General features: G+C 62.7%; 21 protein-coding genes and 2 pseudogenes. 14 read left to right on the plus strand and 9 right to left on the minus strand.

The annotated features are described in order from the left end of the window. Window positions 1-9: 9 nt before the first annotated feature. Window positions 10-1,074 (minus strand): glycosyltransferase family 2 protein, encoded by a 1,065-nt coding sequence (locus tag IHQ72_RS14820; RefSeq protein WP_258123104.1) that lies wholly within the window; start codon window positions 1,072-1,074, stop codon window positions 10-12. A gap of 172 nt (window positions 1,075-1,246) precedes the next feature. Here IHQ72_RS14820 and IHQ72_RS14825 point away from each other — a divergent pair. After that, window positions 1,247-1,566: pseudogene (locus IHQ72_RS14825) on the plus strand (glycosyltransferase family 2 protein); the annotation flags it as partial. A 25-nt stretch (window positions 1,567-1,591) separates the two neighbouring features. Here the strand turns inward: IHQ72_RS14825 and ftsH are convergent. The 3 genes from ftsH to IHQ72_RS14840 form a co-directional block, all read right to left on the minus strand. After that, window positions 1,592-3,517 carry an ATP-dependent zinc metalloprotease FtsH gene (ftsH, locus tag IHQ72_RS14830; RefSeq protein ID WP_258123105.1) on the minus strand — a complete coding sequence of 642 codons (1,926 nt, stop codon included), beginning with the start codon at window positions 3,515-3,517 and terminating at the stop codon, window positions 1,592-1,594. Window positions 3,518-3,853: 336 nt separating this feature from the next. After that, on the minus strand, window positions 3,854-4,333 hold the full coding sequence (locus IHQ72_RS14835) for a GFA family protein (RefSeq protein WP_309508865.1): 480 nt from the start codon (window positions 4,331-4,333) through the stop codon (window positions 3,854-3,856). Then, complete coding sequence (locus tag IHQ72_RS14840) at window positions 4,260-5,156, minus strand: NAD(P)-dependent oxidoreductase (RefSeq protein WP_258123106.1); 897 nt, start codon at window positions 5,154-5,156, stop codon at window positions 4,260-4,262. Before IHQ72_RS14840 ends, IHQ72_RS14835 begins: the two co-directional genes overlap by 74 nt. 163 nt (window positions 5,157-5,319) lie before the next feature. Here IHQ72_RS14840 and IHQ72_RS14845 point away from each other — a divergent pair, with 163 nt between their 5' ends. After that, the gene (locus IHQ72_RS14845; RefSeq protein WP_258123107.1) at window positions 5,320-5,658 is read left to right on the plus strand and encodes a winged helix-turn-helix transcriptional regulator; all 339 of its coding nucleotides are present in this window, start codon (window positions 5,320-5,322) and stop codon (window positions 5,656-5,658) included. 46 nt (window positions 5,659-5,704) lie between these two features. Here IHQ72_RS14845 and IHQ72_RS14850 read toward each other — a convergent pair whose 3' ends face one another. The 4 genes from IHQ72_RS14850 to IHQ72_RS14865 are packed head-to-tail and all read right to left on the minus strand — an operon-like array spanning window position 5,705 to window position 10,034. Next, complete coding sequence (locus IHQ72_RS14850) at window positions 5,705-6,529, minus strand: ABC transporter permease (RefSeq protein ID WP_258123108.1); 825 nt, start codon at window positions 6,527-6,529, stop codon at window positions 5,705-5,707. 2 nt (window positions 6,530-6,531) lie between these two features. Next, window positions 6,532-7,812 (minus strand): ABC transporter permease, encoded by a 1,281-nt coding sequence (locus tag IHQ72_RS14855; RefSeq protein ID WP_258123109.1) that lies wholly within the window; start codon window positions 7,810-7,812, stop codon window positions 6,532-6,534. 6 nt (window positions 7,813-7,818) lie between these two features. Next, window positions 7,819-8,868 carry an ABC transporter substrate-binding protein gene (locus IHQ72_RS14860; RefSeq protein ID WP_258123110.1) on the minus strand — a complete coding sequence of 350 codons (1,050 nt, stop codon included), beginning with the start codon at window positions 8,866-8,868 and terminating at the stop codon, window positions 7,819-7,821. Between the two features lie 5 nt (window positions 8,869-8,873). Continuing rightward, a complete protein-coding gene (locus IHQ72_RS14865) occupies window positions 8,874-10,034 on the minus strand; it encodes an ABC transporter ATP-binding protein (protein WP_374120355.1) in 1,161 nt (386 codons plus the stop codon). 311 nt (window positions 10,035-10,345) lie between these two features. Here IHQ72_RS14865 and IHQ72_RS14870 point away from each other — a divergent pair, with 311 nt between their 5' ends. Continuing rightward, entirely contained in the window at window positions 10,346-11,734 is a 1,389-nt protein-coding gene (locus IHQ72_RS14870; RefSeq protein ID WP_258123111.1) for an aminotransferase-like domain-containing protein, read from the plus strand. A gap of 66 nt (window positions 11,735-11,800) precedes the next feature. Next, window positions 11,801-13,051, plus strand: a complete 1,251-nt coding sequence (locus IHQ72_RS14875) for an NAD(P)/FAD-dependent oxidoreductase (protein WP_258123842.1) — start codon at window positions 11,801-11,803, stop codon at window positions 13,049-13,051. 12 nt (window positions 13,052-13,063) lie between these two features. On the opposite strand, the gene IHQ72_RS14880 is transcribed toward IHQ72_RS14875, so the two are convergent. Further along, on the minus strand, window positions 13,064-13,957 hold the full coding sequence (locus IHQ72_RS14880) for a LysR family transcriptional regulator (RefSeq protein ID WP_258123112.1): 894 nt from the start codon (window positions 13,955-13,957) through the stop codon (window positions 13,064-13,066). 119 nt (window positions 13,958-14,076) lie between these two features. Here IHQ72_RS14880 and IHQ72_RS14885 point away from each other — a divergent pair, with 119 nt between their 5' ends. From IHQ72_RS14885 to IHQ72_RS14930, 10 genes and pseudogenes are all read left to right on the plus strand, one after another. Next, complete coding sequence (locus IHQ72_RS14885) at window positions 14,077-14,562, plus strand: cytochrome P460 family protein (protein WP_258123113.1); 486 nt, start codon at window positions 14,077-14,079, stop codon at window positions 14,560-14,562. 10 nt (window positions 14,563-14,572) lie between these two features. Then, on the plus strand, window positions 14,573-15,277 hold the full coding sequence (locus tag IHQ72_RS14890; protein WP_258123114.1) for a DUF4405 domain-containing protein: 705 nt from the start codon (window positions 14,573-14,575) through the stop codon (window positions 15,275-15,277). 210 nt (window positions 15,278-15,487) lie between these two features. Beyond that, on the plus strand, window positions 15,488-15,901 hold the full coding sequence (locus IHQ72_RS14895; protein ID WP_258123115.1) for a (R)-mandelonitrile lyase: 414 nt from the start codon (window positions 15,488-15,490) through the stop codon (window positions 15,899-15,901). 62 nt (window positions 15,902-15,963) lie between these two features. After that, window positions 15,964-17,322, plus strand: a complete 1,359-nt coding sequence (locus IHQ72_RS14900; RefSeq protein ID WP_258123843.1) for an MFS transporter — start codon at window positions 15,964-15,966, stop codon at window positions 17,320-17,322. A gap of 51 nt (window positions 17,323-17,373) precedes the next feature. Next, window positions 17,374-18,366 (plus strand): aldo/keto reductase, encoded by a 993-nt coding sequence (locus IHQ72_RS14905; RefSeq protein WP_258123116.1) that lies wholly within the window; start codon window positions 17,374-17,376, stop codon window positions 18,364-18,366. A 19-nt stretch (window positions 18,367-18,385) separates the two neighbouring features. After that, window positions 18,386-19,367 (plus strand): annotated as a pseudogene (locus IHQ72_RS14910) (aldo/keto reductase). 41 nt (window positions 19,368-19,408) lie between these two features. Continuing rightward, entirely contained in the window at window positions 19,409-20,149 is a 741-nt protein-coding gene (locus tag IHQ72_RS14915; RefSeq protein ID WP_258123117.1) for an SDR family oxidoreductase, read from the plus strand. Between the two features lie 46 nt (window positions 20,150-20,195). Further along, the gene (locus IHQ72_RS14920) at window positions 20,196-20,798 is read left to right on the plus strand and encodes an NAD(P)H-binding protein (RefSeq protein WP_258123118.1); all 603 of its coding nucleotides are present in this window, start codon (window positions 20,196-20,198) and stop codon (window positions 20,796-20,798) included. 184 nt (window positions 20,799-20,982) lie between these two features. Further along, window positions 20,983-21,372, plus strand: coding sequence for a flavodoxin (locus IHQ72_RS14925; RefSeq protein ID WP_258123119.1), 390 nt, complete (start codon window positions 20,983-20,985; stop codon window positions 21,370-21,372). A 273-nt stretch (window positions 21,373-21,645) separates the two neighbouring features. Beyond that, window positions 21,646-21,873: a hypothetical protein gene (locus IHQ72_RS14930; protein WP_374120356.1), complete on the plus strand. Its 228-nt coding sequence runs from the start codon at window positions 21,646-21,648 to the stop codon at window positions 21,871-21,873. Window positions 21,874-22,062 lie beyond the last annotated feature (189 nt).

Consider the following 22,062-nt stretch of genomic DNA (forward strand, 5'->3'; position numbering starts at 1 on the left):
CGCTCACATTCACCAGATAGTCTCTTCATAAAGGCGTCGAAACTCGGCGTTCTCGTTTCGCATCCGCTTCACTCGAATTTTGACCCAGCGAGGAACCAGCCTGGCCCGGCAGTACATGTCGATCATGTTGGGCAGGCGGGAAATTGCCGTGCGCGGTTCCAGGACGAAGTATCTCTTCAGCAGGTCGCCGGCTGCGAACAGCCGCCCGCCGACCAAGGCTCTGATGGCAAGCCAATGGATCATGTCGACCAGATGCGCATCGAGATCGCTGCCGAACTGCGGATATTTTTCGCGATACTCGGCAAGGACGATTTCACATGAACGAAGCATCTGCATGACATCGCTCGACATGTTGACGTTCGTCATCCGATAGCCCACCAGGTGCTGAGGCACGACACGGAATTCGTAACTTTCCGCTATCCTGAGGCACATCAGAAGGTCCTCGCAGCCTTGTGCATTCCTGGCCCTCAGGGAAGGATCGAATTGTCCCGCCTGCTCGAATGCGGAGCGACGCATCAGCATCGAACTTCCGTTGCCGACAAAATTCATTCTGCACATCCGTTGCAGAACGCGGCCATCGGCATCGGGTCGGTATAGTGAGAATACCCGGCCGTCCTCGTCGATTTGGGCAAACCAGCAATATGCCAGGCCCGCAGAAGAGCCGCCTTCCTGCAGGGCGCGCAGTTGCAGTGCGATCTTGGATGGGGCCCAGAGATCATCCGCGTCGACAAACGCCAGAAACTCCGCATCGGTAGAGGCCGCACCGCTGTTGCGGGCCTGCGCAACACCGGCGTTCGACTGCCTCATTAGGCGTATACGCCGGTCTCTCTCAGCACAGGAGGCCACAATCGAGGCGGACTGGTCCGTCGACCCGTCGTCCACCACGATAATGTCCAGCGCCTGATGGTCCTGCTGGCAGATGCTGGTCAAGGTGGCGCGAATGGTTCGCTCGGCATTGAACATCGGCACCACGACGCCGACCCTGGCATTGTCCTGGATCATAGGAGCCTTCGTTTTGTCTGCAGGAGTTGGTAAACGGATGGCGCCAGCATTGCAATCAGCACCGCTCTTCAATGATTGGAGCGAATTCGAGGCAAATGTGGTCGGTCATTCAGCCTGGCCTACCGTAGCTGGCGGATTCGGACCGCGACGAAAGCAACGCCAAATCCGAAAACAGACACAAGGATCGGTCGCGTAACGCTGCCCTATTAGCCTTTACTGAATAAGCCGGTCAACCGGTGCCGCGCGACGCGGATTGGCGGCCGCCCGCAACGCCGACTAGCGCGTGCGCGGGGCCGTGCTGGTCTTCGTTGTTGATGATTGCCAGGTCCTGGGCGACTATCTCAGTGATTGGCAGCGACACTATGCCACTGGGAACGGGTCACCTGGGGAGGCCGCGTCGAGATTGGCGATGCCAGCGATCTGCCGTTTACGATCAAACGGTCGCCGGTCCGCGAGCGACTGACCCTGATGTCCATCCCGGCGGCTTTGTCCTGGGCTGCAACATGACGATGTACGGCGATCTTGATGCCCGTATCGGCCTTGGACGAGCGGTTCGGACCCGGGGGCCACGTTGGGACGAGGAAGGTCATCACTCGGCCGGGCGCGAGAAGTTTGTGGCCGCAGCCTTGCCTCGTCGTATCGGTCGCTTCCCCGATTGCCGATCGGATGCCTCCGTTGTCGCGCGATCCGGTGCCGAGACGTTTCCGACGAGCGATGCAAGTTCAGCCTCGCTGAGCGTCTCGATTTCGAGCAGCTTGCGCGCCGTCTTTTCCAGCAGATCCCGTCGCTCAGTGAGCAGGCCGACGGTTCGCGCGAAAGCTGTGTCGACGATGCTGCGAACTTCCGCGTCGATAGCTTCGGCGGTGGCCTCGCCGTAATCATGCTCGCGCGGACCGCCGGCGAGTGGGTTGGGGCTCAGGAAGGAGCGCTGGTCCTTTTCCAGCGCCACATGGCCGAGCTTTTCCGACATGCCGTAACGCGTAACCATGGCGCGGGCGATATCGGTCACTTTGGCAAGGTCATCGGCGGCCCCCGTCGACAGATGCCCGAACACGATCTGCTCGGCCGCTCTGCCGCCGAGCAGCACCGCCATCTTGTTCTCCAGTTCCTCGCGCGTCATGAGGAATCGGTCCTCGGTCGGCCGCTGGATCGTGTAGCCCAACGCGCCGACGCCGCGTGGGATGATCGATACTTTGTGCACCGGGTCGACGCCGGGCAGCGCCATGGCTACCAGAGCATGGCCCATTTCGTGATAGGCGACGACCTCACGTTCCCTAGGGTTCAACAGCCGGTTGCGCTTCTCGAGCCCCGCCACGATGCGCTCCACCGCATTGTTGAAATCGTCCATCGTCACGACATCTGCCTTCCGGCGCGTGGCAAGCAGGGTCGCCTCGTTGACCAGATTGGCGAGGTCGGCGCCGGTAAAGCCCGGCGTCAGCGCGGCAACTTTCTCGGCCTCGACATCCGCTGCCAGCTTCGCCTTCTTCATGTGGACCTGGAGTATCTGGACGCGACCTTGCTTGTCCGGCCGGTCGACCAGCACCTGCCTATCGAAACGGCCGGCGCGAAGAAGTGCCGGGTCAAGGATTTCCGGACGGTTCGTCGCGGCGAGCAGCACGACGCCGATTTTTGGATCGAAACCGTCGAGCTCGACCAGGAGCTGATTGAGTGTCTGCTCCTTCTCGTCGTGGCCGCCCATCATCGGGCCCGCACCCCGGGCGCGGCCCAGCGCGTCGAGCTCGTCGATGAAAATGATTGCCGGGGCTCTGGCGCGTGCCTGCTCGAACAGGTCGCGCACACGGGCGGCGCCGACGCCCACGAACATCTCGACGAATTCAGAGCCTGAGATCGAGAAGAACGGAACTTTTGCCTCGCCTGCAACGGCCTTCGCGAGCAGCGTCTTGCCGGTGCCTGGCGGTCCGACCAGCAGTACGCCCTTGGGCATGCGCCCTCCAAGACGGCCATATTCCTGCGGGCTCTTCAGAAAATCCACGATCTCCTGCAGCTCGGCCTTGGCCTCATCGACGCCCGCCACGTCATCGAACCTCACGCCGGTATTGGCCTCGACATAGACCCTGGCCTTGCTCCTGCCGATTTGCATCAACCCGCCCATGCCACTGCCACCGCCCATGCGTCTCATCAGCAGCATCCACAAGCCGAAGAAGACGAGGATCGGGACGACCCAGGAGAGCAGGTCGCTCAGGAATGTGCTTTCGATCTGGCCAGTGACGGTGACGCCGTGTTCCTGCAGCTGCCGCGCGAGATTCGGCTCGACCCGCGTTGTAATGAATAGAGGCTTCCCGTCCTGCGGCTGCTTGAAGCGGCCCTGGATGAAGCGATCGGAAACCTGCACGTCGGCGATCTTGCCGTCGCGTAGCAGGGTCTCAAACTGGCTGTAGGGAATCTGCGCGACGTGCTGCGTGGCAGTGTAGACATATTGGAAGATCATCAGCCCGACGAAGGCGACGATCCAGTACCAGATATTGAACTGCGTCTTCCTGTTGCCCATGTCCATGGCGTCTCCTCCAGCGTCACATCGATGCAGGTTGCCGAACTGCCACGGCACGCTTGGGTGCCGTGGCCAGCCGGCGAACCCGACATCCCTCGCTCCAGCAATTGGATTTGCCATTGGAGCCGCGACAATCGGCTTCGGAGCGTGCCTTGGGAGAACGTCGGGGAGCGCAAAGTGTTGCAAGGAGTGCTGCGAGGGAGCCTTGGGATTCGCAGTCGCCCGCGACAGCTATCCGCCCAATCGGGACCTTCTTGAACGGAAATCGATTGCCGAAGGAGACGTAGCCGGACTCACGATGCCGAGCCTGCTGCAAGCCAGGCATCGCTTGGTGATCCGCCCTCAAGAGGCGGCTGCTTCGGGCACGCCTTCCAAGCAAAGCCATCTATTCTTTCTGTGAGGCCAATGGAGCATTGTCGGGGGTGGGAATTCCGGGTCCTCCAGGCAGCCGACCGATACCGACAGCGCATCCTTCAGCCCTTCTGCTCGCATGAAGACGACCGACCCGCATGTGGTGCAGAATGTCTGCTCCAACCATTGTCCCGACGAGCCGGTTCTGCGCCAGGATCTGGTCTCGCCTTTCTGGCCGACGAGGGCGGAACCGGCGTAGATGGCCCGGTACGAGAACGCCGTTCCGGTGCAGCGCTGGCACTCCATGCAACTGCACGCATAGACGCGTCGCGGCTCTCCGGCGAGGACAAGTTCCACGCCCCGGCATGAGCAGGTCGCGGTTCGTTTCGTCTTGCCGCTATGCATTCGCCGGCTCCCGGCTCTGGCGTGGCGAACCATTTCGAAACAGCGGCGCAAGAGATGCAAAATCATCTTCCATGCTGCCGAGCGAGAGCGCCTGCTGGAAAATCATGTCCATGGCGCGCGGCATAGCCGCGTTTAAGCGCCGCTCCTCGCAGGCCTCAAGCAGGTGCTGGAAGGCGCTGTAGTGGGCACCCAAGGACGCCAGCGTTGCGTCGTCGCCGGCAAAACGGCGCGCATTTGTTCTATCCACCAGGTTGAACAGAGCGGCATCGACAACAGGCTTGAATGCGGAAAGATGGTTCCTGAACGTCTCCAGGTCGAGACCTTCGGCCTCGGCGACAGCCATGCCCTGGAGTGCTCCGAAGAGCCCGCCCCACATCTGGGTGAGCAGAGCGGTATCAAGCGCAGAGGCTTGATCCGGCAGCTCCCCGACATAGCTCGTGCCGCCGCCGAGTGCGAAAAGCAGGGGCTTGTGCTTCTCATAAACGTCGCGGGAACCCGAATAAAGCAGTGCGGTCTCTGGTTTGCCGATAAAATCCGGAGTGGCCATGATCGCCCCGTCCAGATAGCCGGCACCATGTGCCTCCACCCAGCGCGCTTCTTCCCGCGCCAGACGCGGCGATCCGGAGGTGAGTTGCACGACGGCTTTGCCGGCCAATGCCGAGGCGATGCCATCCCGCTTCAGCAAAGCGTCGCTGGCGGCATAGTCGAGAACATTGATGATCACGACGTCGGCCGCTCGGATTCCATCCTCCACTGACGGGGCGACCTTCGCGCCAAGGGCCGCCAATGGGTCGCACTTTGCCACGGTTCGATTCCAGACCCATGTTGGATAGCCGCGGTCGAGCAGCGTTCGAGCAATGGACGAGCCCATTCGGCCCGCGCCGAGCACGCAGACATTCGATGCCATAGTAACTTCTCCGATAGACTGATGGCCCTCTCGCCGAGGGTCCGTTTTCATGTTTGGCGCGCTCGATCCGAAGATATAAATTCTTGCTGCGTTGAGAAGTACGCACCTTGAGGTAAGCTATCGCCATCATGACAGGAGCTGCCAAATGAGGCGCAAGGAACCAGACAGCTGCGGTTTTGCTGCCGCGCTGCAGGCCATCGGCGGAAAGTGGAAAACCTCGCTGCTATGGGAACTGCACCTGCGGCCATACCGCTTTGCCGAACTGCGCCGGTTGCTGCCTGGCGTCAGCGAAAAGGTGCTCACGCAACAATTGCGGCAGATGGAAGCCGACGGGCTGATCAGCCGGCGCGCCTATGACGAGGTGCCGCCTCGCGTGGAATACTCGATCACGCCGCTCGGCTTTAGCCTGAACGATGCGGTGACAGTCATGTCGGCGTGGGGCAAGCACCACGAGACATGGAAATCGCACCGTAAAGCGGCCTGACGCGGGCAGGCCTATGGAGGCTTTGGCCGACCGCCGCACGACATTCCTAGTCGATGCGCGGTCGCTGCTTGCCACGGCGGGCCAGAAGATTGGCAACGACGAGCAGCACGATCGACAGTGCCATCATCAGCGTCGCGGCGGCGGTGATTGCCGGGCTCAGCTTCTCGCGCAGGCCGATGAACATTTCGAGCGGCATGGTGCGCTGATTGGCGCTGGCCAGGAACTGCACCACGACGACCTCGTCGAACGAGGTGACGAACGCAAAGGCCGCCCCTGACAGCACGCCGGGCAGGATCAGCGGCAGCATCACCCTGAAGAACGATGTGATGGGCTTTGCTCCGGAGATGGCGGCGGCGCGCATCAGATTACGGTCGAAGCCGGTGAGGCTGGCTCCCACCGTGACGACGACGAAGGGACTGGCGAGCGCGGTGTGCGCCAGGATGATGCCGGCATAGGTGCTGGCAAGGCCGACGCGTGCATAGAACAGATATGAGCCGACGGCGGTGATCACCACCGGCACGATCAGTGGCGACAGCAGCAGCGGCATGACGATGCGGCGGCCGGGAAACTTTTCGTCGGAAAGCGCAATAGCCGTCAATGTGCCGAGTATCGTTGCGATCAGCGTCGTCCCGAACGCAACGATCAGGCTGTTGCCGATGGCTGCTTGCCAGCGATGGGTTCCAAGCACGACCTCGTACCAGCGCGTCGAAATTCCCTCCAGCGGAAAGATGAAGAAGGCGCCGCTGTTGAACGACAAGGGAACGGGAATGAGGATCGGCACGAGGAGGAACAGGATCACCATGCCGCACCACAGCCAGAGCAGGGTGATGCGGATTCTCTCGCCTGTCGTCGGATAGGGAGACAGCAACATGGCTACACCAGCTTGAGACGGTCGAGGCCGAGGATGCGGGCGAAGATGCCGAACAGCGCCAGTGTGAAGACGAGCAGGATGAAGCTGAGCGCCGCCGCCATCTCCCAATTCAGTTCGACATTGACGTAGCTGGCGATAAAATTGCTGATCAGCTGGTCGCTGGCGCCGCCGATCAGCGCCGGCGTGATGTAATAGCCGAGGCAGATGATGAAGGTGAGCAGACAGCCGGCCATCACGCCAGGAAAGACCTGTGGAAGGTAGACGCGGCGGAAGGCGGTAAAAGGTTTTGCGCCGAGCGAATAGGCAGCCTTCATCTGCGAGGGTTGGATGGTGCGCATGACGCTGTAGATCGGCAGCAGCGTGAACGGCAGCTGGATGTGGGTCATGGCGATGATCAGTCCGATGCGGCTGTACATCAGGTCGAGCCGGTCGTCGGCAACGCCGAGCCACAGCAGCAGGTCGTTGACCAGGCCGAATTTCTGCAGGAGCACCGTCCAGGCCGCGGTTCGCACCAGGATCGACGTCCAGAACGGTAGCAGCACCGCGACGATGAGGATGGCGGCGAGGCCCTTGGGCACGGAGGCGATGAGGTAGGCGAGGGGGAAGCCCAGTATCAGCGTGGCCAGCGTCACCGCAGCGGCGACGAAGAATGTGCGCATGAACACCTGCAGGAAGATGGCCTGTTCGGGCGGCACCCTTTCGATGCCGCCATCGGCATTCCAGCGCAGATCAAGCGCGCTCAGCAGGTAGAACGACGTCACGCTATGGGTGCCGCTCTCGATGACCGGCCATGTGCCCGGGGCCGACCAGAACGGCACCGCTTTCATCACCTCCAGCGGCGGCCTGTCGGCGGCCTCGAGTTGACGCACCGTCTTGAGCACCTGGCTGCGTGCACCTGGTAGACGGGCGTTCAGGCTCTTGGCGAGTTCGTAGGCGGTGCCCTTGGCCTGATTGCTCCGGAGATCGGCGGCAAGGGCCAGGAACGCAGCATCGTCGGGCAGTCCCGTGCCGTTCCAGCCGGCCAATGCCTGGCTGGTCTGCGGCAAAGCGTCGGCAATCGTCGGATCATAAACAGCGCGCGACAGAAGCAGGACGATCGGGATGCCGAAGCTCAGCGCCAGCAGCACAAGCAAAGGTGCCGCCAGCGCCAGCGACCGCAGACGGTCGCCGAGATCGGCGCGGCGAAGCGCCGCCGCGACCGACCTTGCTGTGCCGGAATCGGCGGCCGACCAGTCGCGGCTTGCCCGCGGCCGGTCCAGTTTCGTGGGCTCAAGCGCCGACATTTTCCCCTACTGCGCGAGCCAGGCGTTGAAGCGCTTGACCAGATCCTCGCCATAGTCGCCCCAGAATTCGGTATCGGCGACCAGGTAAGCGGTCATGTGGTCAGGTGCGTTCGGCAATTTCGGCAGGGCGTCCGGCGCGACGAAGGAAGCCGCATCGATGCGCACCGGCCCGTAGGTGATGTAGCTGGCGAGCTTGGCGTTGATTTCCGGCTGGCTGATATAGGCAAGATACTTGTAGGCCAGGTCCGGGCTCTTGGCGCCCTTCGGAATGGCAATCATGTCATATTCGAGGATCTGGTTGTTCCAGACGATCTTGAACGGCGCCCCGTCCTTGTCGATGGCGTTCTGGATACGGCCGTTCCAGGCGGTGGTCATCACCACTTCCTTGGATGCGAGGAGCTGCGGCGGCTGTGCGCCGGCATCCCACCAGACGATGTCCTTCTTGATGGTGTCGAGCTTCTTGAAAGCACGATCGACACCTTCGGGGGTTGCCAGCACCTCGTAGACATCGGCCGGCGCGACACCGTCGGCCATCAGCGCCCATTCGAGGTTCTGCGCCGGAAACTTGCGCATCGCGCGCTTGCCCGGAAACTTCGTCGTGTCGAAGATGTCGAGGACCGAAGTCGGCGCCTCCTTCAGCACGTTGGGATCATAGGCAAGCACGTCGCCATAGGCATCAAGGCCGACGCCGCAGTCGAGTGCCGAACCTTCGATGAACTTTTCACGGGGCGCGATCTTGGAATAGTCGAGCCGCTCGAGAATGCCGGCGTCGCAACCCTGCAGCACGGTCGCGGTTTCGACCGTCACCAGATCGATCGGCACGTTGCCGGTGTCGACCATGGCTTTGACCTTGCCGAGATCGCCAAGATATTCCTGCTCGATGATCTTGATCCCGGTCTCCTTGCTGAACGGCTCGAACCATGCTTTGCGCTGGGCATCCTGCCAAGCGCCGCCGCTGGCCATGATCGAAAGCTCGTCGGCGAAGGCGGCATGTCCCGACGTGATGAATGCTGTGGCTGCCGCGATAGCAAACAGCCGAGCTTTTGTGATTTTCATTGTTCTTATTCCCCTGTTTTCGAGATGGAACCGGCCGTTCCGGCATCGGCAGGAAAAGCACGGCAGTCGTTGGGCGCGCAGGAAACCGTGACCGGTTCCCCGTTGCCCATGGTCGCTTCGGGGCCGACTTTAACGGTCAGCACCTGTCCGTTTTCAAGCCTGGCCAGAAGACGCTGGTGGTCGCCGAGGTAGATGCGGCCATCGACGGTGGCGGCTAACGCATTTGCTCCGTTCGAAGCGGACGCAAGCTTCAACCGCTCCGGGCGGACGGCGAGATGGCAGGCCGCACCCTCCGCAACGCCGATGGCCAGCGCGGTTACCGAACCGCCGCCGTGCAGCGTGACGCGGCACTCCTTGCCGGAGATGCGCTCGACCTTGCCTTCCAGCGTGTTGTTCTCGCCGATGAAGCTCGCGACAAAGGAGCTCTCCGGCGTGTTGTAGAGGTCATCAGGCGAACCGAGCTGGGCAATCCCGCCATTGTTGAACACGGCAACGCGGTCCGACATGGTCAGCGCCTCGCTCTGGTCGTGCGTCACATAGACGATGGTGACGCCGAGCATCGTGTGCAACTGCTTGATCTCGAGCTGCATATGCTCGCGCAGCTTCTTGTCGAGCGCGCCGAGCGGCTCGTCCATCAGCACCAGGCTCGGCTCGAACACCAGCGCGCGGGCAAGCGCGACACGCTGCTGCTGGCCGCCGGAAAGCTGTGCCGGCCGCCGGTCGCCGAACTGCCGCAGCCGCACCATATCGAGCGCGCGGCCGACGCGGGATGCAACGTCCGCCTTGGTGATCTTGCGGACGGAGAGCGGGAAGGCGACGTTCTCCTCGACGCTCATATGCGGAAACAGCGCGTAGTTCTGGAACACCATGCCGATGTTGCGTTCGTAAGGCGGCCGCCGGTCGACCGACCGGCCTTCAAGCGTAATGACGCCGCTGGTCGGCCGTTCGAAACCGGCAAGCATGTTGAGCGTCGTCGTCTTGCCCGAACCGGAGGGGCCGAGAAGGGTGAGGAACTCGCCGCGCGCCACGCTGAGGTTCAGCCGTGTTACCGCGAACGTGCGGCCGTCATAGGATTTCTCGACATCGACGAACTCGACAAATCCTTGGCGGGCGTCTGGTGCCGCAGCGGCGCTGTCGGCTGACAGGACTGTCGCTTCGGCGATCACGGACGGAAATCCGTTGAGCGGCGGCAATGGCCGCTTGTCGAAACGAGGTGGTGCTTGCCGTGCATGTGTCGGTCTCGCATGACGCTGGCCGCGCAAGGCGGCAAACCAAACTTGTATGCTCACACAATCAATCGCTAAAGAACCATAGATGCAGACAAGTTTGCCCGTCAAGCGGCTTTCTTCGAGATTGTGTGAGATTTTTCGGCCGGATTTTGAAAACATGTACCGGACAAGTGCTATTGTCCGGAGCATTGTCTTATGCTAGATGCGCCGGTAGCCAGAGAGTCAACACACCGAAACCGCCAATCCGCATGCTTCAGGACCTGCAACTCGCCTCGGATGAAGGCCCGGTCTACCGGCGCCTTGCTGACGCTATTGCCGAACGGATTACAGCCGGCACGCTTGCAGTTGGAGACCGGCTGCCGCCGCAGCGCGAGATTGCCCGCGCACTTGGCATCAACGTCACCACGGTGACGCGCGCGCTGTCGACGCTGCAGCAGCGCGGACTGCTCGAAGCGCGGCCTGGACGCGGCACCACGGTCGCCGCCCGTGACGGCGGCGAAGGACCAGGTTTCGTGTCGGCGCCGAGCGAAGACACCGGCGTCATCGATCTTTCCGTTAACCGGCCGGCGACCTCGGCCTATCTCGACGCGCTGGCGCTGCTGTTGCCGCGCCTGTCCAAGGACCGGCACTACGCCACGCTTCAGGACTATCATCCGCCCGAGGGGCCGCTATGGGCGAGGGCGGCAATCGCCGAGTGGATGCGGCCGGCGGCGGGCGACGGCGATCCCGGCCGGGTAGTGCTGGCGGCGGGCGCCCAGCATGGGCTGGATTGTGTGCTTGGCGCCGTGACCAGGCAGGGCGAGGTCGTGCTCGCCGACGAAGTGACCTATCAGGGCATCAATGCACTGTGCCGGGTGCATGGGCTCGATCTCAGAGGCGTCGCAATGGACCGTGGCGGCATGCGGGCCGACGCGTTCGAGGCTGCCTGCGCGCAGCTTCGCCCGCGCGCGGTCTTCCTGGTGCCGACCCTGCACAACCCGACCACCATCACACTGGGCGAGGAACGCCGGCACGAGCTGGTGGCCGTCGCCCGTCGCCATAACGTGCTCATCATCGAGGATGACGTCTACCGGCCGCTGGCGGACAGTCCGCCGCCGTCGCTTGCCAGCCTCGAGCCCGAATTGACGGTTCACATCGGCGCCTTGTCGAAATGCCTTGCCCCAGGGCTGCGCCTCGGTTTTGTGATCGCGCCACGCGCCATAGCCGGCCAGGTCGCCGCAGCTTTGCGCATCAACTGCTGGAGCATCAGTCCTTTGACCGCGCTGATCGGCGCGCGGCTGATAGAAGAGGGCTCGGCGGCGCGTATCATCGAAGCCCAGAAGCAGGAGCTTCGTCAGCGCCAGGCCATCCTCACCGAAATCCTCGGCCGCTACGATGTCCAGAGCCACGCCACCTCGACTCATGCCTGGCTGCGCCTCCCGGAGCCGTGGCGGGGCGCGGGTTTCGCTCGCACCTGCCTGGAACGTGGCGTTGCCGTTCTTCCCGGCGATGCCTTCGCGGTTGGGCGCGAGCCGGTACAGCACGGGGTGCGCATCAATGTCGGCGCCGCGCGCTCGCTCGACGATCTGCGCACGGCCCTGAACACGATGGCCGAACTGCTCGCGGCCGGGCATCTGCAACTGCCTGGCTTTGTCTAGACCATGATGCCGGAAAATAGGCGCCGGTTTTCGGAAAAGATCGTGGTCAAACAAGAAGATACGGCGGTGGCAACATCTGAAACGACCGAAATCGCCATAGTCGGCGCCGGCATTGTCGGTTTGGCAACGGCACTTCGGCTTGCGGCCGAGGGGCGCGAGGTGCTGCTCATCGACCCCAACGAGCCTGGCTCCGGCGCCTCGTTCGGCAACGCCGGAACGCTCGCCGAATATGCCTGCATGCCGGTCGGCAATCCGGCCCTGCTGCGCCAGCTGCCAAAACTGCTTCTCGATCCGGCCAGCCCTTTCGCATTGCGCTGGACGGCATTTTTCCAGCTTGCGCCCTGGCTGGTCCGCTTCGTGCGGCAGTCGCTTCCGGCGGCCACTCGCGCCAATGCGGTGGCGCTCGCCGGGCTTCTGGCTGAGGCCCTGCCGGCTTGGGAGGAGATGGTGAAGGAGGCCGGCATAGCAGATCTGATGCGCCGCAACGGCTGTCTCTACCTGTATCGTCGCAAGAGCGATTTCGCCAAGGCCGCTGGGGGCAGGGCACTGCGCGCCCGGTTCGGCGTCCATCAAGACGTTCTGACGCCGGATGAGGTGGTCGCGCTGGAGCCCGGCCTGCCGGCGACCGGGGCCAGCGGACTGTACTTCCCGGATTCGATGAATGTGACCGATCCGAAGGCGCTGATGCGGCGGCTGCTCGATGCCGCGACCGCCCGCGGCGTGTCGGTGGCGCAGGCTGCTATAACCGGGCTGCGGGTCGAGGCGGACGGTGTCAGGCTCAGCGGTTCCGGCCTTCGCGTCAAGGCGAACACGGTGGTGATCGCCGCAGGCGCGCAATCGCGGGCGTTGGCGGTGCAGGCCGGCGACAGGGTCCCGCTCGAGACCGAACGCGGTTATCATCTCGAATTCCCGACCGATGCGCCTCTGCTCAATCGTCCGGTCTGTCCTGTCGATCTCGGCTTCTACATGACGCCGATGACCGGCCGGCTGCGTGTCGCCGGAACCGTCGAACTCGGCGGGCTCGCAGCGCCGGCAAATCCGCGCCGGCTGGCGCTGCTCGATCGCGGTGCCAGGCAGTTCTTTCCGCAACTCGGCCGGCCTTCATCCGAGTGGCTCGGGTTCCGGCCGTCGCTGCCCGATTCCCGGCCGGTCATCGGTCCGTCGCGTGGCAGCCCCAGGGTGATCCATGCCTTCGGTCATGGTCATCTCGGCCTCACACTGGCGCCGATCACGGCCCGCATGGTCGCCGACCTGATTGCCGGACGCGGCAGCTCCGTAAGTCTTACGCCCTTTGCAGCACACCGCTTCGGTGCATGAAGTTACCTCGGCTCAGCCGCGATAGCGCAGCGCGTCGACCAGCACCGCAAAGGCCGGCGAGTTCTGCCTTCGGCTCGGATAGTAGAGGTGACAGCCTGAGAAGGGCGGGCACCAGTCGGCGAGCACACGGACAAGCTGCCCGTCGGCAATGTAAGGCCGCGCCTGATCCTCGGGCAGGTACGCCAGACCAAACCCGGCCAGCACCGCGTTCAGCCTGAGCGCGGAGGTGTTGAAGACGAACTGCCCTTCCACCCGCACCTTGAGCTCGCGCCCGTTTTTCTCGAACTCCCAGGCGTAGAGCCCGCCATAGGTCGGCAGTCGCAGATTGATGCAGTCGTGCGCCGTCAGATCCTGCGGTGTCTTTGGTGGCTTGCGCCTGGCGAAATAGGACGGCGCGCCGACGACCGCCATGCGCATATCGGGCCCGATGCGCACGGCGATCATATCCTTTGCCACCTGCTCGCCGAGACGGACGCCGGCGTCGTAGCGTTCCGCGACGATGTCGGTGAGGCCGTAGTCGACGATGATCTCGACCTTGATGTCGGGATAGTCCGGCAGCAGCCTGGCCAGCGCGGGCCAAAGGACCGTGTCGGCCGCGTATTCGCCTGCCGTGATGCGGATGGTGCCGGCGGGCTTGTCGCGCAGCTCGCTCAGCGAGGCGAGCTCCGTCTCGATCTCATCAAACCGCGGGCCAACATTTTGCAGCAGGCGTTCGCCTGCCTCCGTCGGAGAGACGCTGCGTGTTGTGCGGGTCAGCAGCCGGAGGCCGAGCCGCTCTTCAAGCCCCCGGATCGTATGGCTGAGCGCCGACTGCGAAACGCCGAGTTGCGCGGCCGCCCTGGTGAAACTTCGCTCCTTCGCCACAGCGAGGAAGGCAAGGAGGTCGTTGACGTTTGTGCGCGCCATTCATGAATCCATCTCATAACTTCATGCCAATTCCAGCATCTAATTGCAAGCAGGCGGTTCCCTTAGATTTACAAGGCCGCCTTTCCCTTCGGCTCAATTCCACCCACGCAAGGCTATTCATGAAGACCATATTGAGCCGCATTCCATTGATTGCTTTGATCTTTGGCGCTGTTGGCCTTGCCGGCTGGCAGGTGAACGCCGAGCCCACTCGAGCGACGTTCCCCGACAACCTTGATCAACTCGTGCACTACGCAACCATCAAACGCGGTAATGTCACGGAGCATATTCTGACCACGCGTGAGGCGGTTGATGCCGTCAAGAACGGTCAGTCTATCCCCAATGGCACGCATTTCGTTCTGGTCGACTACCGGGAGGGTGAAGTCTTTCGGTACTTCGTCATGGAGAAGGGCGAGGGCTGGGGCACGGAGTTTCCCGAGGACCGGCGTACGGGCGATTGGCAGTTCCAGTGGTTCAAGCCCGACAGGACCATCAACATGGCCGAGAACACAGCCCGCTGCCAGTCCTGTCATCAGTCGCGGGCGGACCAGGACTTCCTCAACACCTTCGGCCAGCTACAGCAATTCGACGGAACCGTAGTGGATTAGGAGGCGCGCCTTGAGCCATGTGTTCCTTTTGCGATTGGCGCTCGATTTCACGGCGGCGGGCCTGCTGCTGGCAGGCCTCGCCTATTATTGGCTGGACAATGTTGCCCACGAACTGATCGGCACGGGCATGTTCCTGCTGATCTTCGTCCATAATGTCTTCAACCGCCGTTGGTACAGCACGATCCCGAAAGCCAGGGCACGCGGGCTGATCAACATCGCAATCACCCTATCGCTTTTGACAGCGATGGTGCTGCTGCTGGTTACCAGCTTGATGATCTCGCGCACGGTGTTCTCCTTCCTGCCGCTGAATGGCGGATACACGGCGCGCCAGATCCATACGCTCGCCGCCTACTGGGCCTTGATCATCGTCTCGATCCATCTTGGCCTGCGCTGGTCAGTGATCATGAACGCGGTACGCAGCAAGTTTGGGATCACCACCAAAAGCACAGCTCGTGCCGTCGCACTGCGTGCGACCGCCGTCGCCATTGCCGCCTATGGCGTCCGGAGTTCGTTCGACATGGGTATCGGATCAAAACTTGTCGCCCACGTCACCATGGACTTCTGGGACTTCGAGAACTCGACGCTGGGCTTTTTCCTGCGTGTCCTATCGATCATTGGGCTTTACGCATCCCTCGCCCACTACACATTGAAGCGGATCCAGAACAGGAAGCGCAGAGAAAGCTCTGGCGTTGCTGCTTCCGAACCGTGCGGCTGAGCGCAGACTGCGAACGCCGAGTTTCGCGGCCGCCCTGGTGAAGGAAGGCGAGCAGGTCGTTCCCTCGCGCCATTCATGAATCCATCTCATAACTTCATGCCAACTCTGCCAGCTAGTTGCATGCCGGTGCAGTCGCTAATTATCCGCCATCAGCAATCGCGCGACGGACGACCTTTTCCGTCACGCCGGCAGTCAAGAAGAATCAAGCCTATGGACATCAAGAGAAGTGGCGCGCAGGCGTCGGGCAAGGGACCGGCCGAGTGGTTTACCGGTACGGTCCGCATCGATCCGCTGTTTGCGGCCAATGCGCCGGCGCGTGCGGCCGGCAATGCCGTCACCTTCGAACCCGGCGCGCGCACCGCCTGGCACACCCATCCGCTGGGTCAGATCCTGATCGTCACCGCCGGCTGCGGCCGCGTCCAGCGCTGGGGCGGCCCGATCGAGGAAATCCGGCCGGGTGACGTGGCCCGGTTCGAGCCGGGCGAGAAGCATTGGCACGGTGCTGCCCCGACCACGGCGATGACGCACATCGCCATTCAGGAAGCGCTCGACGGCAAGGCTGCCGACTGGATGGAGCATGTCTGCGACGAGCAATACGCCGGCTCGACGGCGGAGCGCGTATGATGACCGCTGCTTCTGCCTCCAACAAAACGGCCGTGCTGACGATTGTGCTCACCAGCTATCTGATGATCGTGCTGGACATTTCGATCGCCATCACCGGCCTGCCGAAAATCCGTGAGGATCTCGCTTTTTCCGCCACCGGCCTGTCCTGGGTGCAGAACGCCTATATGTTGAGCTTCGGCGGCTTGCTCATGCTCGGTGCGCGTGCCGGTGACGTGTTCGGGCGGCGGCGCATGTTCCTCATCGGACTGGTGCTTTTCACCGTCGCGTCGCTCGCCATCGGCCTGGCCGAGATGCCCGCCTGGCTGCTCGCCGCGCGCGCCGTCCAGGGCGTCGGCGCGGCGATTTTGGCGCCGACGGTTCTGGCCCTGCTCTCGACGAATTTTCCCGAAGGTGCCGCGCGCACCCGCGCCTTGGCATATTACTCCATGGTGGCCGGGGTCGGGTCGAGCCTGGGGCTCGTGCTCGGAGGCCTATTCGCGGACTGGATTTCCTGGCGCGTCGGATTTTTCATGAACGTGCCCATCGGCATCGCCCTGATGCTGGCTGCGGGTCGTTTCCTGACGGAAACCGAGCGGAGATCGGGCGCCTTCGATGTCGTCGGCGCAGTCAGCTCCACCCTCGGTATGACGATGCTCGTCTATGGAATGGTTCGGTCCGCCGAAGTGGGATGGAGCGATGCCTTGACGCTGTCGGCGATAGCGGCCGGCCTTTTCTTTCTCGTCGTTTTCGTCCTCAACGAAAGGCGCGTCCAGCAGCCGATCCTCCCACTTTGGCTTTTTGCGAGCCGCGAACGCTCGGGGGCATATGTCGCACGCATGCTCTTCGTGGGCTCGGTAATGGGTTTCTTCTTCTTCACAACCCAGCTGATGCAGGGCGTTCTGGGATACACGCCACTCCAGGCGGGTCTCGGTTTTCTCCCGATGACGGTTCCGACCTTCGCCGCTGCCGTGGCCGTCCCTTCCTTCACGCGGCACCTGGGCAACGGCGGCCTGCTGACCTTGGCCCTGGCGTTTTTGGCCGCCGGGATGCTCTGGCTCGGCAGGGCAGATGCGGAAACCAGCTACGTGGCGGGCATCGCACTGCCGATGATCCTGATTGGTTTCGGCAACGGCTTTGCCCTCGGTCCGCTCACGGTAGCGGGGGTCGCCGGCGTTGCCGACAAGGACGCGGGCGCGGCGTCGGGACTGGTCAATGTCGCCCACCAGCTTGGCGGTTCGCTAGGCCTTGCCATCCTGGTGGTTGTTTTCGCCGCAGCCCGGACCGGGGGATTTGAAGGCCGGGAGCCGTTGGCACATCAGATCGCGACCGCGATCACTGGCGCCGGCGTCATGCTCGTTCTGGCGCTGGTTCTTGTCTTCACCCTGATCGTCTGGCCGCGCATGGCTGTTCGGCCGCCAATCGCATCAACCATACAGGATTGACCGGTGAGGCGGCCCTGACAACGGCCGCCTGCCTCAACAAGGAGAGAGCCAGTGCAGAAACGCAAACTTGGCAATGACGGCCTCGAAGTCTCGGCCATCGGTCTGGGCTGCATGGGGCTGAGCTTCGGTCTGGGACCTGCCGCGGACAAGAAAGAAGCGATCGGTGTGATCCGGTCGGCTGCGGAACGCGGCGTCACGCTCTTCGACACCGCCGAAGGCTACGGGCCGTTCATCAACGAGGAACTGGTCGGCGAGGCTCTGCAGCCGGTTCGCGATCAGATTCTGATTTGCACCAAGTTCGGCTTCAAGATCAACGAGAAAAAGGAAACCGTCGGGCTCGATAGCCGGCCCGCGCACATCCGCGAAGTCGTCGACGCTTCGCTCAAGCGTCTGCGGACTGACCGCATCGACCTTCTTTACCAGCACCGGGTCGACCCGGCCGTGCCCATGGAGGATGTCGCCGGTGCGGTGAAGGAGCTCATCGGACAAGGCAAGGTCAAGCATTTCGGGCTGTCCGAGGCGAGCGCCGCGAGCATCCGCAAGGCTCATGCCGTGCAGCCGGTGGCGGCGATCCAGGATCACTATTCCTTGTGGATGCGCGAACCCGAGCAGACGAAGTTTTCAGTCTGCGAAGAGCTGGGCATCGGTCTCGTTGCATGGGGACCGCTGGGCCAGGGGTTCCTCACCGGCGCGATCACCAGGGACATGAAGTTCGACGACCCCAACGACCTGCGGAAGCATTTCCCGCGCTTCACGCCAGATGCGCTGGAGGCCAACTTCAAGGTGGTCGATTTCCTGAAAGGGCTTGCCGCCCGCAAGGGCATCACGCCGGCCCAAATCGCGCTGGCCTGGCTGCTGGCACAGAAGCCATGGATCGTGCCGATCCCGGGCGGCACGAAGGTGGCACATCTCGACGACAACCTGGCGGCAGCCAGTGTCGAACTGACGGGCGAGGATCTGCGCGAAATCGACAATGCCTTCGCCACCATCGACATCAAGGGCGCACCTTTGTCGGAGGGACTGGACGCGGCGATTGATCGCTAAGCAAGCAAGGAGAAGAACAATGCAAAAGCGCAAACTTGGCAATAGCGGCCTCGAAGTCTCGGCCCTCGGCCTGGGCTGCATGGGGCTGAGCTATGGCCACGGCCCAGCTACCGACACGCAGGAGGCGATCAAGCTGATCCGGTTGGCCCATGAGCGCGGCGTCACCTTGTTCGATACGGCCGAGGCTTACGGCCCCTTCGTCAACGAGGAACTGCTGGGCGAGGCCTTGGCCCCCGTTCGCGACAAAGTGGTCATCGCAACCAAATTCGGCTTCGCCGGCGGGGAGGTTTCGCGTGGCATGGACAGCCGCCCCGAGCACATCAGGCAGGTTGCCGAGGCTTCGCTGAAGCGGCTGAAGACCGATGCCATCGATCTCTTCTACCAGCACCGCGTCGACCCTGATGTGCCCATCGAGGACGTCGCCGGAACCGTCAAGGAACTGATCTGGGAAGGCAAGGTCAGGCATTTCGGGCTGTCGGAAGCAGGCGCGCAGACCATCCGCCGTGCCCATGCCGTGCAGCCGGTCGCAGCGCTGCAGAGCGAGTATTCGCTGTGGTGGCGGGAGCCCGAGAAGGAGGTCCTGCCGACGCTCGAGGAACTCGGGATCGGCTTCGTTCCCTTCAGTCCGCTGAGCAAGGGCTTTCTTACCGGCGCAATCAGTGAGAACACCACCTTCGACAGCAACGACTTCCGCAACATCGGCCCGACGCTGACCATGGGCGCGCAAGGCAAATCAGGCCCTGGTCGACGTGCTGGGTTATATAGCGGCAAGCAAGCAGGTCACCGCAGCTCAAATCGCGCTGGCCTGGCTGCTGGCGCAGAAGCCATGGATCGTGCCGATCCCCGGCACCACCAAGCTGCGCCGCCTCGAGGAGAACATCGGCGCGGCGGACGTCGAACTGACGCCAGGTGATCTCGACGCCATCGAGAGTGCCGTCTCACGGATCACGGTGCAAGGCGACCGCTACCCGGCCCATCTGCAAGCCCGGGTCGGCCGCTGAACGGTCCGTCGCGGCCTCTGGACAATCACGAAGGAAAAATCATGGCAGAAGGTATTCAAAACAAGGTTGTCGTCATCACCGGCGCCAGCAGCGGACTGGGCGAAGCGGCGGCACGGCTTCTTGCCCAGCAGGGCGCCAAGCTGGTGCTGGGCGCGCGGCGCCTCGACAGGCTTCAGACGCTCGAAAAAGAGCTGTCGCTTGGTGATCGCGCCGTCGTGCAGACGGACGTCACCAGGCACGAAGAGGTCAAACAGCTGGTGGACCACGCGGTCGAGGTGCACGGACGCATCGACGTGATCATCAACAATGCCGGGCTGATGCCGCACTCGCCGCTTGAACGCGGCAAGATAGAGAATTGGGATCGCATGATCGACGTGAACATCAAAGGCGTGCTCTACGGCATCGCCGCCGCGCTGCCGCACATGAAGGCGCAGAAGAGCGGCCACATCATCAACGTGTCCTCGGTCGCCGGTCACAAGGTGGGGCCTGGAGGCGCCGTCTACGCCGCGACCAAGCATGCGGTGCGGGTGATCTCGGAAGGGCTTCGCCAGGAGGTGAAGCCCTACAACATCCGCAGCACCGTCATCTCGCCGGGCGCGGTCGCGACCGAGCTGCCCACCAGCATTACCGAACCGGACGTCGCCAAGGGCGTGCAAGAACTCTACGACCGCGTGGCGATTCCAGCCGAGTCTTTCGCCCGCGCCGTGGCCTTTGCCATGAGCCAGCCTGAGGACGTCGATATCAACGAAATCTTGTTCAGGCCGACGCGGCAGGAATACTGAGCGCCGCGGCCTGCGCGGACGCGGCGGATACAGGCGAGCAACCACCATGACCAAAGTTCTTATCCTCGGCGCCAATGGGCAGCTTGCGCGCAACACGACCAAAGTGTTCCTGGTAGATGCGGTTTTCCTGGAAGATGCCGATTTCACGTTGACGCTCTACCTCAGGCGAGCCGGTCGGCTCACCAATCCCGACCCGAGGCGGGTAGCCATCGTCGAGGGCGACGTGCTGGATGCAGGCACGCTGCGAGCCGCCATGCAGGGCCAGGATGTGGTGTACGCCAATCTTGCCGGCGACATGGCGCGGCAGGCCACCGCGATCATCGACGCGATGCATGCCACTGGCGTGAAGCGGCTGATCTTCATCAGCTCGATGGGCATCTACGGCGAAGTCCCCGGCGAGCGCTACCGCAGCATTCTGGACCCCTATCGGGATTCGGCGGCCCTGATCGAGCAATCCGATCTCGACTTCACCATTCTTCGGCCGGGCTGGTTCACGCGCGACGAGGAAGTCAGCTACCACATCACCCAAAAAGGCGAAGCCTTTGAGGGACATGATGTTTCCCTGAACAGCCTGTCCGACCTGATCGTCAAGCTGGCGAAATCTCCGGCGCTCCATGCCCGCTGCAGCCTCGGGATAGGTCAGGCATGAGGCGCCGCAAGTTTCTCACCTCTTCCGGTTTTCTGGCGGGCGGACTTTTTCTGATGCCGGCAAAGATTCTTGCCCATCCGGCAATACCAGGCATTGCGGGGCGAAAGATCCTGATCCTTTATTATTCGCGCACCGGCCACACCAGGACTGTCGCCACCCAGATCCGCTGGTTGGCGGCGACCTGGTGGAGATCCGGACCGTGGAGCCCTATCCGGACGACTATGACGCGCTTGTCGCACAAAATGCCGAGGAGCAGCGCTCTAATTACATGCCGCCATTGCGGACAACCGTCGACAATCTGGCGGAGTATGACCTCGTCTTCATCGGCTCGCCACTTTGGAACATCAGGCTGACGCCGCCCGTCCGCAGCTTCCTGTCCAGCCATGATCTGTCGGGCAAGATCATTGCGCCGTTCGTCACCTACATTGTGAGCGGCCTGGGGCGGTCGCGGCGGGATATCGAAGAATTATGCCCGGATGCCACCATTCTGGATGGCCTCGCGGTCTTGGGTGAGGATGCGAGCGAGGCTCAGACCAAGGTGCTGGACTGGCTCCGAGGCATGCGATTGCCGTGAGCCCCTCATCACACTGAGCGTTGGATGAGCAGTTCGGCATCCTCTTCTGCCCCCCAAACTGAAGCCAGCCTGCGTCAATTGCGGATGCCGGCTCCGACCCGGAGCACCATTCAAGCAAAAACCCGCCCCGGTCTCCGGAGCGGGTCTGTTGCCTGAGGCGGAACTCAACACATGTCCGCAGCAGCAAGGTCGCCTCGCGATGCTGAAGATCTGGTTAACCGGCCAAAATTGATTCAAATCCAGCTGTGGATATTCGCCTTTGGGTAAATCGAAATGGCCATCCTTGTCGGACGGCGGGCAAAAGGAGAATCCATGACTAGCGACTTTGCCGCCGCCCACCTCCATCTTGAACGAGCCTGCCACTATTTGCGCGGCGATGACGAGACGAGCAGCGCTGCTCGCGCGGCTCTGGATATTCTGATCGATGCAATTGCCGCAGCCCAGTACAAGCGCCCGCCGGCGGACGTAGTGGAATTTCCCAAAACGGCAAGACAGCGATAGTCGGCGAACTCTTAAAGCGCGTCGCATCCGAAGGGCTCCGTGCGTGGCTTTAAGTTTTGGCGTCGCAGAAATACAGCTAAACAATAGATAGAGCGGGATGGCCAGTTCAATTTGAACGCATCCCGCTCTACACCGTGCCTGCTAGCAGTCTCTCAATGGCTGATGCCCAGTAGGAGGAGCTACCGACGA

It is taken from the genome of Mesorhizobium onobrychidis, assembly GCF_024707545.1.
GTDB lineage: Bacteria > Pseudomonadota > Alphaproteobacteria > Rhizobiales > Rhizobiaceae > Mesorhizobium > Mesorhizobium onobrychidis.

Coding starts and splice junctions, on each gene's coding strand:
- ftsH (WP_258123105.1), bottom strand. CDS start 3,517: ATGGACATGGGCAACAGGAAGACGCAGTTCAATATCTGGTACTGGATC.
- IHQ72_RS14835 (WP_309508865.1), bottom strand. CDS start 4,333: ATGATTTTGCATCTCTTGCGCCGCTGTTTCGAAATGGTTCGCCACGCC.
- IHQ72_RS14845 (WP_258123107.1), top strand. CDS start 5,320: ATGAGGCGCAAGGAACCAGACAGCTGCGGTTTTGCTGCCGCGCTGCAG.
- IHQ72_RS14850 (WP_258123108.1), bottom strand. CDS start 6,529: ATGTTGCTGTCTCCCTATCCGACGACAGGCGAGAGAATCCGCATCACC.
- IHQ72_RS14855 (WP_258123109.1), bottom strand. CDS start 7,812: ATGTCGGCGCTTGAGCCCACGAAACTGGACCGGCCGCGGGCAAGCCGC.
- IHQ72_RS14860 (WP_258123110.1), bottom strand. CDS start 8,868: ATGAAAATCACAAAAGCTCGGCTGTTTGCTATCGCGGCAGCCACAGCA.
- IHQ72_RS14870 (WP_258123111.1), top strand. CDS start 10,346: ATGCTTCAGGACCTGCAACTCGCCTCGGATGAAGGCCCGGTCTACCGG.
- IHQ72_RS14880 (WP_258123112.1), bottom strand. CDS start 13,957: ATGGCGCGCACAAACGTCAACGACCTCCTTGCCTTCCTCGCTGTGGCG.
- IHQ72_RS14885 (WP_258123113.1), top strand. CDS start 14,077: ATGAAGACCATATTGAGCCGCATTCCATTGATTGCTTTGATCTTTGGC.
- IHQ72_RS14895 (WP_258123115.1), top strand. CDS start 15,488: ATGGACATCAAGAGAAGTGGCGCGCAGGCGTCGGGCAAGGGACCGGCC.
- IHQ72_RS14900 (WP_258123843.1), top strand. CDS start 15,964: ATGATCGTGCTGGACATTTCGATCGCCATCACCGGCCTGCCGAAAATC.
- IHQ72_RS14915 (WP_258123117.1), top strand. CDS start 19,409: ATGGCAGAAGGTATTCAAAACAAGGTTGTCGTCATCACCGGCGCCAGC.
- IHQ72_RS14920 (WP_258123118.1), top strand. CDS start 20,196: ATGACCAAAGTTCTTATCCTCGGCGCCAATGGGCAGCTTGCGCGCAAC.
- IHQ72_RS14930 (WP_374120356.1), top strand. CDS start 21,646: ATGGCCATCCTTGTCGGACGGCGGGCAAAAGGAGAATCCATGACTAGC.